Origin of the sequence: Streptomyces boetiae (genome assembly GCF_031845405.1) — a bacterium.
Taxonomy (GTDB): Bacteria; Actinomycetota; Actinomycetes; order Streptomycetales; family Streptomycetaceae; genus Streptomyces; species Streptomyces boetiae.
The window spans coordinates 130284-145784 of sequence record NZ_JAVREN010000006.1; the positions used below are offsets into that span (position 1 = coordinate 130284).

At 75.9% G+C, this 15501-nt stretch carries 12 protein-coding genes; 7 read left to right on the forward strand and 5 right to left on the reverse strand.

The genetic code is table 11. The features are described 5' to 3' along the window. Positions 1–8 precede the first annotated feature (8 nt). The 4 genes from hpnC to RM780_RS06275 are packed head-to-tail and all read left to right on the forward strand — an operon-like array spanning position 9 to position 4485. On the forward strand, positions 9–926 hold the full coding sequence (hpnC, locus tag RM780_RS06260) for a squalene synthase HpnC (RefSeq protein ID WP_311629489.1): 918 nt from the start codon (positions 9–11) through the stop codon (positions 924–926). Positions 927–937: 11 nt separating this feature from the next. Then, entirely contained in the window at positions 938–1909 is a 972-nt protein-coding gene (gene hpnD / locus RM780_RS06265) for a presqualene diphosphate synthase HpnD (RefSeq protein ID WP_394812902.1), read from the forward strand. Continuing rightward, positions 1900–3417, forward strand: a complete 1518-nt coding sequence (gene hpnE, locus RM780_RS06270; RefSeq protein ID WP_394812895.1) for a hydroxysqualene dehydroxylase HpnE — start codon at positions 1900–1902, stop codon at positions 3415–3417. The genes hpnD and hpnE overlap by 10 nt, the downstream gene beginning before the upstream one ends. A gap of 9 nt (positions 3418–3426) precedes the next feature. After that, complete coding sequence (locus RM780_RS06275) at positions 3427–4485, forward strand: polyprenyl synthetase family protein (protein ID WP_311629491.1); 1059 nt, start codon at positions 3427–3429, stop codon at positions 4483–4485. 123 nt (positions 4486–4608) lie between these two features. Here the strand turns inward: RM780_RS06275 and RM780_RS06280 are convergent, their stop codons facing one another. Both RM780_RS06280 and RM780_RS06285 read right to left on the reverse strand, forming a co-directional pair. Then, positions 4609–5421: a tyrosine-protein phosphatase gene (locus tag RM780_RS06280; RefSeq protein WP_311629492.1), complete on the reverse strand. Its 813-nt coding sequence runs from the start codon at positions 5419–5421 to the stop codon at positions 4609–4611. Between the two features lie 90 nt (positions 5422–5511). After that, entirely contained in the window at positions 5512–6942 is a 1431-nt protein-coding gene (locus tag RM780_RS06285; protein ID WP_311629493.1) for a cytochrome P450, read from the reverse strand. 79 nt (positions 6943–7021) lie between these two features. Between RM780_RS06285 and RM780_RS06290 the strand changes: the two genes are divergently transcribed. The 3 genes from RM780_RS06290 (at position 7022) to RM780_RS06300 (ending at position 10369) form a co-directional block, all read left to right on the forward strand. Further along, on the forward strand, positions 7022–7642 hold the full coding sequence (locus RM780_RS06290) for a TetR/AcrR family transcriptional regulator (protein WP_311629494.1): 621 nt from the start codon (positions 7022–7024) through the stop codon (positions 7640–7642). 114 nt (positions 7643–7756) lie between these two features. Beyond that, positions 7757–8491 carry an alpha-ketoglutarate-dependent dioxygenase AlkB gene (locus tag RM780_RS06295; protein ID WP_311629495.1) on the forward strand — a complete coding sequence of 245 codons (735 nt, stop codon included), beginning with the start codon at positions 7757–7759 and terminating at the stop codon, positions 8489–8491. Between the two features lie 213 nt (positions 8492–8704). Next, the gene (locus RM780_RS06300) at positions 8705–10369 is read left to right on the forward strand and encodes a sensor histidine kinase (protein WP_311629496.1); all 1665 of its coding nucleotides are present in this window, start codon (positions 8705–8707) and stop codon (positions 10367–10369) included. An 84-nt stretch (positions 10370–10453) separates the two neighbouring features. Here the strand turns inward: RM780_RS06300 and metG are convergent, their stop codons facing one another. The 3 genes from metG to RM780_RS06315 all read right to left on the reverse strand — a co-directional run bounded on the left by metG (position 10454) and on the right by RM780_RS06315 (position 15331). After that, the gene (gene metG, locus RM780_RS06305; RefSeq protein ID WP_311629497.1) at positions 10454–12169 is read right to left on the reverse strand and encodes a methionine--tRNA ligase; all 1716 of its coding nucleotides are present in this window, start codon (positions 12167–12169) and stop codon (positions 10454–10456) included. Positions 12170–12368: 199 nt separating this feature from the next. Next, positions 12369–14534 carry a putative bifunctional diguanylate cyclase/phosphodiesterase gene (locus RM780_RS06310; protein ID WP_311629498.1) on the reverse strand — a complete coding sequence of 722 codons (2166 nt, stop codon included), beginning with the start codon at positions 14532–14534 and terminating at the stop codon, positions 12369–12371. Then, positions 14531–15331, reverse strand: a complete 801-nt coding sequence (locus tag RM780_RS06315) for an SAM-dependent methyltransferase (RefSeq protein ID WP_311629499.1) — start codon at positions 15329–15331, stop codon at positions 14531–14533. The genes RM780_RS06310 and RM780_RS06315 overlap by 4 nt, the downstream gene beginning before the upstream one ends. Positions 15332–15501: the final 170 nt, after the last annotated feature.

Here is a 15501-nt window from a genome sequence, read left to right on the forward strand (position 1 = left end):
GGCCGGCCGTGACGGCCGCGGTCGCGGACCGGCACGCCCAGGCCGTGCTGGAGAAGTCCGCCCACGAGAACTTCCCGGTCGCCCCGCGCTTCCTCCCCCGCGCCTGGCGGGAGGACCTGATGGCCCTCTACGGCTTCGCCCGCCTCGTCGACGACATCGGCGACGGCGACCTGGCCCCCGGCGGGGCCGACGCCGCCGTCCTGGGCCTGGACCCCGGCACCTCCGACCGCCTCGCGCTGCTGGACGCCGCCGAGGCCGACCTGCGGCGCGTCTTCGGCAGCGCCCGCGGCGGCCCCGCCCCCCGCCACCCCCTGCTGCGCGACCTGATCCCCACCGTCCGCCGCGCCGGCCTCACGCCCGGGCCGTTCCTGGCGCTCATCGAGGCCAACCGCCTCGACCAGCGGGTCCGCCGCTACGCCACCTACGCGCAGCTCCTGGAGTACTGCGAGCTGTCCGCGAACCCCGTCGGCCGCCTCGTGCTGGCCGTCACCGGCACCTCGACCCCCGAGCGGGTGCGCCGCTCCGACGCGGTCTGCACCGCCCTCCAGCTGATCGAGCACCTCCAGGACGTCGCCGAGGACCTGGCCCGGGACCGGATCTACCTGCCCGCCGAGGACATGGCCCGCTTCCGGGTCTCCGAGGAGGACCTGGCCGCCCCCACCGCCTCCGCCTCGGTGCGCACCCTGGTCGCCTGCCTGACGGACCGGGCACGTAGGCTGCTGGACGAGGGGGCGCCACTGACCACGGGCGTGCCCTGGCGGCTGCGGCTGCTGCTCGCCGGATTCATCGGGGGTGGCCGCGCGGCGGCCCAGGCCATCGCCGACGCCGGGTACGACGTGCTGGCGGGCCCGCCCAAGGCGTCCATGGGCGGCCTGCTGTACGCGGCGGCGCGGACGGCGGCCGGCACCCTGCGAAGAGGAACGTGAGCGCCGAGCCCGTGAGCCAGACCCGAGCACCGAGTCCGCATCCGCGCCCCGCCCCGGGGCAGCGGCCCTCGCCCGCCGTCGTCGCCGCCTACCGGTACTGCGTGACCGTGGCCGGCCAGCACGCCAGGAACTTCAGCTACGGCGCCCGCCTGATGCCCGGCCCCCGCCGCGACGCACTCTCCGCCCTGTACGCCTTCGCCCGGCGCGTGGACGACGCCGGCGACGACGGCACGCTGCACCCGGGCGCCAAGGAGCAGCGCCTGGCGGACGCCCGCGCCCTGGTGGCCCGCGTCCGCGCCGGCGAGGTCGCCGAGGACGACACCGACCCGGTGGCCGTGGCCCTGGCCGACGCCGCCCGGCGCCACCCCGTGCCGCTGGACGCGCTGGACGAGCTGATCGACGGCGTCCTGATGGACGTCCGCGGCGAGCACTACGAGACCTGGGACGACCTGCGGCTCTACTGCCGCCGCGTGGCCGGCACCATCGGCCGCCTCTCGCTGGGCGTCTTCGGCGTGCGGCCCGGCGCACGCCAGGCGGACCGCGCCCCCGCGTACGCGAACACCCTGGGCCTGGCCCTCCAGGTGACCAACATCCTGCGGGACATCCGCGAGGACGCCCAGGGCGGACGGGTCTACCTGCCGGCCGAAGACCTGCGGAAGTTCGGCTGCCCCGAGGACCCCGACGGCCTTCGAGTCCCGCCGCGCGGGGCGGACTTCGGCGGGCTGGTGCGCTTCGAGGCCCGCCGCGCCCGCGAGCTGTTCGCCGAGGGCTACCTGCTGCTGCCGATGCTCGACCGCCGCTCCGCCGCCTGCGTGGCCGCGATGGCCGGCATCTACCACCGCCTGCTCGACCGCATCGAGGCCGAGCCCGCGGCCGTGCTGCGCGGGCGGGTCGCGCTGCCCGCCGCGAGCAAGGCCGCCGTCGCCCTGCGCGCCCTCACCGGCGTGGACGCCCGCCGAGTGGCCCGCGGGCGGTGGACGTGACCGCCACCGCCCCGGCGGCCCCGCGCCGCGCGCGGCCCCGGGCGGTGGTCGCCGGGGGCGGGCTGGCGGGGATCACCGCGGCCCTGGCCCTGGCCGACCGCGGCCACGCCGTCACCCTCGTGGAGGGCCGCCCGCGGCTGGGCGGCCTGGCGTTCTCCTTCCGCCGCGACTCGCCCGCCGGGCCGCTGACCGTGGACAACGGCCAGCACGTCTACCTGCGCTGCTGCACCGCCTACCGCGGCTTCCTGCACCGGATCGGCGGCGCGGACCTGGCGCCCCTCCAGCCCCGCCTGGACGTTCCCGTGCTGGACGCCGCCCGCGGCCGGCAGGCCCGCATCCGCCGCACGGAGCTGCCCGTTCCGCTGCACCTGGCCGCCAGCATGGCGCGCTACCCGCACCTGACCCCCGGCGAGCGGGCCGCCGCAGCCCGCGCCACCCTCGCGCTGCGCGGGCTGGACCCGGCCGATCCCGCCCTGGACGAGCGGGACTTCGCCGGCTGGCTGCGCGAGCGGGGCCAGTCGCCCCGGGCCGTCGAGGCGCTGTGGGACCTCATCGGCGTCGCCACCCTCAACGCCCGCGCGCAGGACGTCTCGCTGGGCCTGGCCGCGATGGTCTTCCGCACCGGCCTGCTCACCGGCCGGGGCGCCGCCGACATCGGCGTGCCCCGGGTGCCGCTGGGCGAGCTGCACGACACGCTGGCCCGCGCGGCGCTGGAGAAGGCCGGCGTCACCGTGCTGCTCGGCACCCGGGTCCGCCGCCTGCGCCGCGAGCACGGCGGCACCTGGCGCGTGGTCCTGGCCGGCCGCGCCCCGGGCGGCACGGACGATGCCCCGGAGGACTTCCCTGTGGACGGCTCCCCGCGCGAGGGCGAGCACGGCCGTCCCGGGCGCGAAGCCCGGGAGCTGAGCGCCGAGCGCGTGGTGCTGGCCGTGCCGCACGACGCCGCGCACGGGCTGCTGCCCGCGGGCGCGCTGGAGGACGCGGGGCGGCTGCTGCGCATCGGGACCTCGCCGATCCTGAACGTGCACGTCGTCTACGACCGGCCCGTGCTGCGCGAGCCGTTCCTCGCCGCGCTGGGCACCCCGATCCAGTGGGTCTTCGACCGCACCGGCCCCGCCGGGCTGCCCGGCCCGCCCGGCCGGTACGTGGCCCTGTCCCAGTCGGCGGCCGGCGAGGAGATCCAGCAGCCCGCCGACGTGCTGCGCAAGCGGTACCTGCCCGAGCTGGCGCGGCTGCTGCCCGAGGCCGCGGACGCCCGGGTCGTGGACTTCTTCGTCACCAGGGAACGCGCCGCCACCTTCGCCCCTGCCCCCGGCGTCGGGCGGCTGCGGCCGGGTCCGGTCACACGGGCCCCGGGCCTCTTCCTGGCCGGCGCGTGGACCGCGACGGGGTGGCCGGCGACCATGGAGGGCGCCGTGCGCAGCGGCCTCGCGGCGGCGCGGGCCGCGGCGGGCGGCGCGCCCTCCGACCCTCCCGACCAGGCCCGCGAGGCCGCAGGCAGGCGTTAAGGAGAGCGCGTGACCACAGCCAACCCCCACCCCGGCGTCGCCGTCCCGGCGCTGCTGGAACGCGGACGGGCGCTGACCGCCCCCGCGCTGCGGGACGCCGTCGGGCGCCTGGCGGCGCCCATGGACACCGTCGCCGCCTACCACTTCGGCTGGATCGACGCCCAGGGGCGCCCGGCCGAGCAGGACAGCGGCAAGGCGGTGCGGCCCGCCCTGGCGCTGCTGTCAGCCGAGGCCGCGGGCGCCCCGCCCGCCACGGGCGTTCCCGGGGCCGTCGCCGTGGAGCTGGTGCACAACTTCTCGCTGCTGCACGACGACCTGATGGACGGCGACGAGCAGCGCCGCCACCGCGACACGGTCTGGAAGGTGCACGGCCCGGCGCAGGCCATCCTGGTCGGCGACGCCCTGTTCGCCCTGGCCAACGAGATCATCCTCAACGCCGGGGAGGCGGGCCCTCGGGCGGCCAGGCGGCTGGCCACCGCGAGCCGGCGGCTGGTCGACGGGCAGGCCCAGGACCTGGCGTTCGAGCACCGCGAGCGGGTCTCGGTGGCCGAGTGCCTGGAGATGGAGGGGAACAAGACCGGCGCCCTGCTGGCCTGCGCCGCCTCCATCGGGGCCGTGCTCGGCGGGGCGGAGGACGCGCTGGCGGACGCGCTGGAGGTGTACGGGCACCACCTGGGGCTGGCGTTCCAGGCCGTGGACGACGTGCTCGGCGTCTGGGGGGACCCGGCCACCACGGGCAAGCGGACCTGGAGCGACCTGCGGCAGCGCAAGAAGTCGCTGCCGGTCGTCGCCGCGCTGGCGGCGCCCGGGCCGGCCGCCGAGCGGCTGACCGCGCTGCTGACGGCGGACGCCAAGAAGTCGCCCGAGGAGTTCGACGACTTCGACGAGGCGGAGTTCGCCGCCCGGGCCGCGCTGATCGAGGAGGCCGGCGGCCGGGCCTGGACCGAGGCCGAGGCCCGGCGGCAGTACGACGCGGCGGTGGCAGCGCTGGACACCGTCCCGATGCCGGCCGGGGTGCGGGAGGGGCTGGCGGCGCTCGCCGACTTCGTCGTGGTGCGCAAGAAGTAGCGGCGCGCCCCGGGCGGTCCGGGGGCGCGCCGGGGCCGGTTCGCGCGGCGAGGCCGGGCGCGCGGCCGGGGGAGGGGCGCCTTCCGGGGCCCGCGCGCCGGGGGCGGCGGGGCCCGGAGCGGGTCAGGCCTCGGTGAGGAGGGCGGTGCGCAGCCGCTCGCGGTCGGCGGGGCCGAAGCCCAGGCCCTCGGTGAGGTAGCGCTCGGTGGTGCCCCAGGTCTCGGCGATCTGGTCCAGCGCCGCCTGAAGGTACTCGGCGCGGGCGTCGAAGAGCGGGTCGAGCAGCTCCAGGATGTCGCCGGGCAGCGGCGAGCCCGCGCCCTCTGCGCGTTCACCCCGCCGGATCACGTAGCGGCGGTGCGGAGCGCTGGAGAGCAGGTAGTCCTCGGCGATGACCTCCTCCTCCGCCCCCAGCGCCAGCAGGATGACGGCCACGGTCAGCCCGGCCCGGTCCTTGCCCGCCGAGCAGTGCAGCAGCGCGGGCAGGCTGCCCTCGGCCAGCTCGCGCAGCACGCGGCCGTGCTCGGCCGTGCGGTGCAGGATCATCGTGCGGTAGGAGCCCCGCATCCGCCCTGCCGCGCGGCGCTCGGTCAGCTCGGCGCGCAGCCGCGCGAGGCTGCCGTCGCGCACCAGCGTCCAGAACGCCGCGCCCTCGGCCGGGTCGTTCAGCGGGATGTTGAGGTTCCGCACGCCGGCCAGGGCCACGTCCTGGCCCTCCAGTGCCTGGTCGGCGGAGTTGCGGAAGTCGAAGACGGTGTGCAGCCCGAGCCCGTCGAGGAACGCCCGGTCGTCGGCCGTCGCCCGGGCCAGGTGGCCGCTGCGGTGCAGCAGCCCGGGGCGCACCCGTCTGCCGTCGGCCGTCGGCAGGCCGCCGAGGTCGCGGTAGTTGCGGATGCTGGCGAGCACCGGTTCGGTGGACTCCTGCTGCTGCGTCACGGGCACTCCTCACGCCTTCGTCGGATGGTCATACCGGCCAGACCGAGCCCGACCCTACGGCATCGCACGGTCCGCGCGGAGGCGCACTTCTCAGCCCGCCGGGGCGTGCGCCGGCGCGGGGACCTTGCGCCGGGTCAGCGTGAGCGTGAAGCCCTCCGGCATCAGCGTCAGCCGCTCGGTCACCCGCAGGCGGTAGTCCGCGTGGTCGTGCAGGTCGTAGCGGCGCAGCAGCAGGCCGAGGACGAGCACGGCCTCGTGGAGGGCGAACTGGCGGCCGATGCAGGCGCGTTCGCCCGTCCCGAAGGGCTTGAACGTGTGGGCGGGCCGCGCCCGGACCCTCTCGGGCAGGAAGCGGTCGGGGTCGAAGGCCTCCGGGTCGGGGCCCCAGACCTCCTCGTCCCGGTGCAGCGCCGGGATGAGGACCAGCGCCCACGCACCCTCGCGCATGGGGTAACGCCCGCCCAGCACGGTGTCCGCCCGCGCGGCCCGGACGTAGCCGGGGGCCGTGGGCCACAGGCGCAGCGCCTCGTCCAGCGCCCGGCGCACGTAGCGCAGCTTGCTGACCTGCTCGTATCCCGGGACCTCGGCGCCGCCCCAGACCTCGTCCACCTCCTGGCGTGCGCGGGCCAGCACCTCCGGGTGCTTGGCGAGGTAGTACAGCGCGAAGGACAGGGCGCCGGAGGTGGTCTCGTGGCCCGCGACGAGGAAGGTGATCACCTGGTTCCGGATGTTGGCCGCGTCCAGGCGCTCTCCGGTGCCGGGCCGGCCGGTGTTGAGCATCAGGCCGAGCAGGTCGTCGGTGCTCTCGTCGCCCTCGGCCGTCCGCCGCCGCACCACCTCGTCCACGACGGACCTGAGGTGGCCGTGGTGCCCGGTGACCCGCTTGCGGACGGCGCGGGCGAACACGGTGCGGACCCCCGGGATCAGCAGCCGCCGGTCCTGAGCGTGCAGGAGGGCGGAGACCATGGAGGTGACGAAGGGGTGCGGCTCGGAGCGCTCGAAGGAGCCGAAGTCGTAGCCGAAGCCGGTGTGCGCGATGGTCTCCAGCGTCAGCTTGGTCATGTCGCCGGGCACGTCCACCGGATCGCCGGCCGCCGCGCGCCGGTCCCAGGAGGCGGTCAGGCGCTGGGCCATGGCCACCATCGTGGGGTGGTAGCGCACCATGGCCTCGCGGGTGAAGCCGGCGGCCAGCACCTCGTGCCCCAGGCGCCAGTTGGGCTCGTCGCTGTGCGCGGTGAACAGGCCGTCGCCCGCCACGTCCCGCAGCCTCTCGACGGCGAGCACGACCTTCTTGACGAACCGGGTCTCGTCCGCCAGCTCCGCCACCAGGCCCGGGTCGGCCACGAAGACGATCCGCTGGCCGAAGACCTTGCGCTGGAAGACGGGGCCCAGCTCCCGGGCCATCCGCATCGAGTCCTGGACGGGCGCGCTGGGGGAGACCCCGAGCACGTCACCGAGGAGCGGCACCCGCCGGGCGGGGTGCGGTATGCGGGCGATCCCGGGCCACAACGAGGGAGCCATCGGCCTTCCTCCTTTATTGAACCTCTGTTCACTAGTAACGATCGGCTCCCGGTGAATCCGTGTCAAGTAGTCTGGGCGCGTGAACGAGGAGACCGTGCGCCGGCCCCGTGCCGGCCGCGCCCGCACCCGGCTGGACACCGGGCAGCGGCGCGAGCAACTGCTCAGCATCGGGCTTGAGCTGTTCGCCGAGCGGCCGTACGACGAGGTGTGGATCGAGCAGGTCGCCGAGCTCGCGAACGTCTCCCGCGGGCTGCTCTACCACTACTTCCCGACCAAGCGGGACTTCTTCGTCGCCGTCATCCGCCGCGAGGGCGAGCGCCTGTTCGAGATGACCGGCACCGACCCCGGCGCCCCCGCCGCCGACCGCCTCGCCGCCGGCCTGGACGCCTACCTCAGCTACGCCGAGGGCCACGCCAAGGGGTACCGCGCCTTCCACCGCGCCAACGTCACCAGCGACCAGGAGATCCGCGAGATCTACGAGGAGCTGCTGGTCCAGCAGCAGGAGCGCATCGTCGAGGTGCTGACCGAGGACTGCCGGGCCCCGGCCGAGACGCTGCGGCTCGCGGTGCGCGGCTGGCTGGCGTTCATCGTCACCGTCTGCCTGGAGTGGCTGGCCACCCGCTCGCCCTCCCGCGAGGAGGTCAGGGACCTGTGCATCCGGACGCTGCTGTGCGCCGTGAGCCCGCGCGCCCACGGCTGAACGGCCGGTGTCGCCCGGGCGGCCGGCGAGCGACGTGCGCGCGGCTGCCGGGGTGCAGGTGATGGTGAGAGCCGCGCTGTGCCGCGCGGGCGGAGAAGCAGGCGAGAGGGCGCAGTGACCGAGGAGCTGTTCCCCCGGGCCCCGCGCGAGGTCGCGGCCGGGGCCGTGCACCTGCCAGGGCTGCTGGGCGAGGCGCGGCAGCGGGAGCTGCTGGCCGCCTGCCGCGCCTGGGCCCTGCCGCCCGCCGGGCTGCGGACCGTCCGCACCCGGGCCGGGGTGATGTCCGTGCGGCAGGTGGGCCTCGGCCGGCACTGGGGCCCCGTCCCGCGCTGCCCCGCCTGCGGCCGGGCCCGCGCCGAGCCGGGGGAGTGCGCGGCGCACGCCTACCCCTACGCCTACACCCGCGTCGCGCACGACGGCGACGGCGCGCCCGTGAAGGCGTTCCCCGCCTGGCTCGGGGACTGGGCCCGCGAGGCCGTGGCCGCCGCCGCGCGGGCGGGCGCCACCGGCCTCGCCGCCCACGCCGGGGCCGCCTACGACACCGGCCTGATCAACTTCTACGACGCCCGCGCCCGGATGGGCATGCACCAGGACGCCGACGAGCGCTCCCCGGCGCCCGTGGTCTCCTTCAGCCTGGGCGACGCCTGCGTCTTCCGCTTCGGCACCCCGGCAGGGCGCGGCCGGCCCTGGGAGGACGTGGAGCTGCGCGGCGGCGACGCCTTCGTCTTCGGCGGCCCCTCCCGCCTGGCCTACCACGGCGTGCCCCGCACCCGGCCCGGCACCGCGCCCCCGTGGCTGGGCCTGGAGGGGCGCGTGAACGTCACCGTGCGGGTCTCCGGGCTCGCCTGACGACTCGCATCGCAGGTCAAGAGCGGGCAAACGCGTCACCCATTGGGAGGTGGCGTGGGGTGGCGTTTGCCGGAACTGTGCCTGTTGGGTGGTCGGTTGGCCCCTAGCGTGGGCCCGTACACACGCGGCCCGCCCCTCCACGGGCACCGGGCGGGGGCCGCGCGCCCTCACGCTCCCGGCCCCACCCTCACGCACACACCCTCAAGGACACCCATGCCAGAAGAGCAACGCACCGGGGCGCGCGCCGCCCGCCCCGGCAGGTCCGCGGCCGGCTCCCGGCTGCTGCGCCTGGCCGTGCTCCCCGCCGTGCTGATCGCCGCCATCGCGGCGGGCGCGTTCGCCTGCCTGCTGCCCCAGGGTCCGCTCCCGGGGCCGGACGGCCCGCGCTCCGGCTCCGGCGGCGGCATCCCCTGGGGCGCCCTGGCCGGGGCGGCGCTGCTGACGGTGGCGGTGCTGGCGTTCGCCACCCTGGCCGCCGTGAACGAGGCGCGGGCGCAGGAGGCCCGGCTCGCCGAGCTGCGCCGCCGCTCCGCGCGCGGCCGGGGCGAGCTGGCCGCGCTGCTGGCCCGGGTCGAGCGCGGCGAACGCGTCCCCGGCCAGGACGGGCCCGAGGCCCCGGGGCGCACCGCACGCGCTGGGACAACGCCCGCGGCGCAGCCCGCCCCGGGCGAGCGGGCCGCGGGCCCCGCCGTCCTGCCCGCCCTCCCCGTCCGCGACCCCCGCCCCTCGCCCGGGGACCCCTTCGCCACCCTCCGCCGCGAGATCGACGCCGCCCGCGACGCGGCCCGGACCGCCGTCTGCCGCGCCGCCGCCCTCGCGCGCACCCCCGCCGAGGCCCGCGGCCGGGCCCCGAGGGCGGGCGGGGGGGCCGAGCGGGCCGCCGCCCTGGTCACGCTGGCCGGGCGCATGCAGGACCTGGTGCGCCGCCAGCTCGAGTGCCTGGACGAGCTGGAGCAGGAGGCAGAGGACCCGGAGCTGCTGCGCGGCCTGTTCCAGATCGACCACCTCGCCACCCGCACCCGCCGCCACGCCGAGAACCTCGCCGTCCTGGGCGGCCTCCCGCAGCGCCGCCGCTGGAGCCGCCCGGTGCACGTCTCCGAGGTGCTGCGCTCGTGCACCGCCGAGGTCGAGCAGTACGCCCGCGTCGAGCTGGTGCCCCCCTGCGAGGGGACCGTCCGGGGCCACGCGGTCGCCGACGTGGTGCACCTGCTGGCCGAACTGGTCGAGAACGCCACCGAGTTCTCCGCCCCGCAGACCCGCGTGCGGCTGCGGGTGCGCAGCGACCCCGCCGGCCTGGCCGTCGAGGTGGAGGACCGGGGCCTGGGCATGACCGCGGCCGAGCTGGCCCGGATGAACGCCGTGCTGGCGGGCAGCGGCCGGCGCGAGGCCGCCGAGCTGCTGGCCGACGGCCGGGCCGGGCTGTTCGTCGTCGCCACCCTCGCCCGCAGGCACGGCGTCGAGGTCCGCCTGCGCGCCAACCTCTACGGCGGGACGCAGGCCGTTCTCCTGCTGCCGCACGAGCTGCTGGGCGCCGAGAGCGAGGGCCGCTTCACCGCGGGCAGCGCCCTGCGCACCCTGCCCGCCGCCCCCGAGCCCCCCGAGGCCGCGGCCGAGGCCCCGGCCGCCGGGGAGGCGCCGGCCGGGACCGAGCCCGCGGGCGAACGGCCGGGAGCCGCCCGACCGCCGCTGCCCCGCCGCCGGCGCCTCGAACACATGGCGGCGCAGCTGCGCGACCGGCCCCGGCCGGCCGCGCCCGAGGCCCCGGCCGGGCCGCCGGACCCGCACCTGCTCATCGCCTTCCTGCGCGGCGCGGGCCGCGCCCAGGAGGCCGTCCAGGAGACGGTCCGGGAGCGGGAACGCCCGCCCGCCGTGCCGTGACCCGGCCGGGCGCCGCCCCGCCCCTCGCCGCGGGCTGAGGGAGCCTCAGCCCGCGGCGTTCCGGCCCTCGGAGCCCGCGGCGTTTCAGCCCTCCGAGCCGAACCGCTCCCGGAAGCCGTCCAGGTCCTCCTCGGTCAGCTTGGTGAAGAGGACGGGCGGGACGGTGAACGGCGTTCCCTCCGGCACCGCGTCCAGCGCCCGCGCCCCCTCCGGCGACACCCACCGCTCCTCGGTCCCCGGCGCGAACACCTCGCGCAGCGCCGCCGAGGTGAAGGGGATGAAGGGCTCGGAGACGACCGCGTAGAGCCGGATGAGGTTCATCGCGGTGCGCAGCGTGAGGGCGGCGGCGTCCTGGTCGGTCTTGATCTCCAGCCAGGGCGCCTTCTCCTCCAGATAGGCGTTGCCCGCGCTCCACAGGGCGCGCAGGGCGAAGGCCGCCTTCCGGAACTGGAGGGCCTCCAGGTGCTCCTCGTACTCGGCGAGCAGGCGGGCGATCTCCTCGCCCAGCCGCGCCTCCGGCTCCCCGGGCGCGTGCCCGCCGGGCACCTGGTCGCCGAACCGCTTCTTCGAGAAGGACAGCACACGGTTGACGAAGTTCCCCAGCGTGTCGGCCAGGTCCTTGTTCACCACCGAGGCGAACAGCTCCCAGGAGAACGACGCGTCGTCCGACTCGGGGGCGCCCGCCATCAGGAAGTACCGCCAGTAGTCCGCCGGGAGCAGCTCCAGGGCGGCGTCCGTGAAGATGCCGCGCTGCTGCGAGGTGGAGAACTTCCCGCCGTAGTACGTCAGCCAGTTGAACGCCTTGACGTAGTCCACGCGCTTCCACGGCTCCCGCGTGCCCAGCTGGGTCGCCGGGAACATCACGGTGTGGAAGGGGACGTTGTCCTTGGCCATGAACTCCGTGTACCGGACCTCGTCCTCCACGTCGTACCACCAGGAGCGCCAGTCCCGCTCCTCGCCCTCGCCCGCGGAGTCCGCCCACTCCTTCGTCGCGCCGATGTAGCCGATCGGCGCGTCGAACCACACGTAGAAGACCTTGCCCTCGGCCGCCAGCTGAGGCCACACGTCCGCCGGGACGGGAACGCCCCACTCCAGGTCGCGGGTGATCGCCCGGTCCAGCAGGCCCTCGGTCAGCCACTTGCGCGCGATGGAGGAGGCCAGCGTCGGCCACTCCTTGCCCCGCTCGTCCACGAAGGCCGCCACCTCGCCCTCCAGCGCGGACTGGAGCAGGAACAGGTGCGTGGTCTCCCGCACCTCCAGGTCGGTGCTTCCGCTCACCGCGGAACGGGCGTTGAGCAGGTCCGTGGGGTCCAGCACCCGAGTGCAGTTCTCGCACTGGTCGCCGCGGGCCGCCTCGTAGCCGCAGTACGGGCAGGTGCCCACGATGTACCGGTCGGGCAGGAAACGGCCGTCGGCCGCCGAGTACACCTGGCGGGTGGAGCGCTCCTCGATGAAGCCGTTCTCCTTCAGCCGGCGCGCGAAGTGCTGGGTGATCTCGATGTTCTGCGCGGAGGAGGTGCGGCCGAAGTGGTCGAATGCCAGGCCGAACCCGTCGTAGATCGCCTTCTGCACCGCGTGCTGCCGCGCGCAGAACTCGGCCACCGGCAGCCCGGCCGCCTTCGCCGCGAGCTCCGCCGGCGTCCCGTGCTCGTCCGTGGCGCAGATGTACAGCACCTCGTGGCCGCGCCGGCGCAGGTAGCGGGCGTACACGTCGGCGGGGAGCATCGAGCCCACCATGTTCCCCAGGTGCTTGGTGCCGTTGATATAGGGCAGCGCACTGGTGATGAGGTGTCGGGCCATCCTCGGATGCTCCAATGTGAGAGGGACGTGCGAGCGTCAGCGGGCCGCGGTGCGCGACGGGTCACGCTGTGCGACGGGTGACGACGTGAATACCCGCCATCCTACCGAGCCCGCCGCACGGCCCCCCACGGCGTTTTCGCCGCCCCGCCCCCCGGCCCCGCCCCTCCGCGCCGGGCCGCGCGCGCACGGGACGGGCCGGTCAGACGGCCTGCGGCAGCCGCTCCGGCGGCCCCGGCCTGGCGTAGAACCAGCCCTGCGCCGAGTCGCAGCCGAGGTCCCGCAACTGCTGCGCCTGCGCCCCGGTCTCCACACCCTCCACGGTCACCGAGAGCTGGAGCGTGTGCGCCAGCGAGACGATGCCCTCCACGATCTTCAGGTCCACCGGGTCGGCCGGGTCACGCTGGAGGCCCTGGGTGAAGGAACGGTCCAGCTTCAGCGTGGAGGCGGGCAGGCGCCGCAGGTTGGCGAGGTTGGAGTACCCGGTGCCGAAGTCGTCCAGCGCGATGCCCACGCCCAGCTCGGCCAGCTCCCGCAGCGGGCGCAGCTCGTTCTCGTCCGCGCGGATCATCGCCGTCTCCGTGACCTCCAGGCACAGGGAGCTGGGCGGCAGCCCCGCCTCCTCCAGGACCGCGATGGTGTCGTCCACCAGCTCGGGGTGGTGGAGCTGCCGGGGGGAGAGGTTGACGTTGACTTTCAGGGGTCGGGCGCCGCCGATGCCGCGCACCTGCCACTTGCACGCCTGGCGCACCGCCTCCTGGAGCACCCAGCGGCCCAGCGGAACGATCAGCCCGGTGTGCTCGGCCAGCGGGATGAAGCGGTCGGGGCCCAGGACCCCGTGGCGCGGGTGGCTCCAGCGCACCAGGGCCTCGGCGCCCTCCAGGCTGCCGTCCTCCATGCGCACCAGCGGCTGGTACTCGATGAAGAACTCGGCGCCCTTCAGGGCCGCCGGGAGGTGGTGGGTCAGGTGGTGCCGGCTGATCGCCCGGGCGTCGGAGTCGGGGTCGGCCAGGGCGTAGCGGTTCCCGCCCTCCGCCTTGGCCCGGTACATCGTGATGTCGGCGCTGCGCAGCACCTCCGCCGAGGTCAGGTGCAGCGTGGGGCCCTCGACGATGCCGATGCTGGCGCGGACCATCAGCTCCCGGCCGCCGACCTCCACCGGCGCGGACAGCGCCTCCAGCGCGCGCTGCGCCAGCTCGGTGACCGCCTCGGGGGTCGGCGGGTCTATCACCAGGGCCACGAACTCGTCCCCGCCGATGCGGGCCAGCATCTGCCCCGGGCCGGAGGCGCAGGACTGGAGGCGCTCGGCCACCGCGATGAGCAGCTGGTCGCCCACGGCGTGGCCCAGGCTGTCGTTGACCGCCTTGAAGCCGTCCAGGTCGAGGTAGCACAGCCCGATCCGGCTGGGCCCCGATCCCGGGGCCAGGGCCTGTTCGAGCCGCTCGAAGAACAGCGAGCGGTTGGGCAGGTCGGTCAGGGCGTCGTGGGTGGCCTGGTAGCGCAGCCGCAGGTGCAGCAGGCGGCGCTCGGAGACGTCCTCGATCATCGCCAGCATGTAGCGCGGCTCGCCGTCGGCGTCGCGCAGCAGGGAGACGGTGAGGTTGGTCCACAGCACCGTGCCGTCGGCGCGCTGGTAGGGCTTCTCGACCTGGTAGTGGTCGCGCTCGCCGCGCACCAGCTCGCCCTGGAGGCGCCACACCTCGGGGGCGTCGTCCGGGTGCGTCCAGTCGTGGAGGCTGCGGCTGGGCAGGTGCGCCTCGGAGCCGCCGAACATCTCGGTCAGCGCCTCGTTGACGTCGAGGACCTTGCCGTCCATGTCGGCGATGCCGATGCCCAGCGGGGCGCCGCGGAAGACGGCGCGGAAGCGGGCCTCGCTCTCGTGCAGCGCGTGGGCGATCTCCGTCTGGGCGGCCAGCGCGGCGCGGGAGAGCGACTCCTGCTCGCTGCGGGTGCGCTCCTGGAGGGCCTGGGCGAAGCCGGCGGAGAGGGCGTGCTGCAGCCGCGCGCAGCGGGAGCGGACCTGCTCGCCGGAGAGGGCGCCCGGCGGCGGGCAACTGGCGGCCAGCGCGTCGTCGATGACGCCGAGGATGCCCGGCAGGGCGCCCGGCGCGGTGCAGTGAGCCGCGACCAGCTCCTGGCCGACGGCGCGGCCGGGGGAGGGGTCGAAGTCCTCGGCGGCGAGGGCGTCCGCGAGCCGCCCGGCCAGGCGCAGCAGCAGCTCCTCGAACTGATCGCGGGTCAGCGAGGTGGAGGTGTTCGGGTAGACGGCCCCGCACCACGCGGCGGCGAACCGGCGCAGGCCGTCGGGCGGTGCCGCGCGGCCGTCGGTGCGGTGGTGGCCGGGCGGCCCCGATGGCGGGAATGTCACGCTGTACGTCCTACTCCGGCATATCCGCTGTACACGTTCGGATCCTCCTGGGCGGGCGGGGACTCGGGGCGCCAGTCGGGCAGCGCCACCACCCCCGGCTCCACCAGCTCGAACCCCTCGAAGAAGCGGGCGACTTCGGCGGCGTTCCTGGTCACCAGCGTCGCGCCGCCGCGGCGGTAGACCTCGGTGATGGCCCCGGCCCCGGCGGGGCCGTCGTCGGTCAGGTGCGTGAGAACCAGCAGGCTGCCGGGCGGCAGCGCGTCCCGCAGGGCCGCGACGTGCGCACCGGGCTTGTCCTCGTCCGCGAAGAAGTGCAGCAGGGCGACCAGCAGCAGCGCCACCGGACGCCCCGGCTCCAGCAGCCGGCGGACCGGCTCGCGCTCCAGGAGGGCGGCCGGCTCGCGGAAGTCGGCGGCCACGATCTCCGCCCGCTCCTCGCCGGCCAGCACGGCGCGGCTGTGGGCCACGGCCACCGGGTCGTTGTCCACGTAGACGACCCGGGCCCCGGGCTCCCCGGCCAGTGCGATCTCGTGGACGTTGCCGAAGGTCGGGATGCCGGAGCCGATGTCCAGGAAGCGGTGCACGCCCTGGTCGAGGGCGTACCGCACGGCCCGCCGCATGAAGGCACGATTCGCCTGGGCCAGCTTGGGGAGGCCGGGGAAGAGGTCGATGGCGCGGCGGGCGGCGGCCCGGTCCACCTCGAAGTTGTGCGAGCCGCCCAGGTAGTAGTCGTACATCCGGGACACGCTCGGCACGGACAGGTCGATGCCCTGTGGTGCCCAGGCGGGTCGTTCCATCGACGTCTCCAATGTCCCCTGCATATGCGCGAATTGGCCCCCAGACGGTTGAGACTACTGACCGGGCGGCAGATGAGGGAAGGAAACAGCGGATCAACATCCCTCTTCGGGGTGATTACCTGCGCATCTGTCCGGATTGGCGGCCCCGGGCGGGCGCGTGCGCGCCCGGT

Excerpts from the sequence above, each read along its gene's own strand:
- metG (WP_311629497.1), bottom strand. The coding sequence starts at position 12,169 with ATGGCCCGACACCTCATCACCAGTGCGCTGCCCTATATCAACGGCACC.
- RM780_RS06300 (WP_311629496.1), top strand. The coding sequence starts at position 8,705 with ATGCCAGAAGAGCAACGCACCGGGGCGCGCGCCGCCCGCCCCGGCAGG.
- RM780_RS06315 (WP_311629499.1), bottom strand. The coding sequence starts at position 15,331 with ATGGAACGACCCGCCTGGGCACCACAGGGCATCGACCTGTCCGTGCCG.
- RM780_RS06285 (WP_311629493.1), bottom strand. The coding sequence starts at position 6,942 with ATGGCTCCCTCGTTGTGGCCCGGGATCGCCCGCATACCGCACCCCGCC.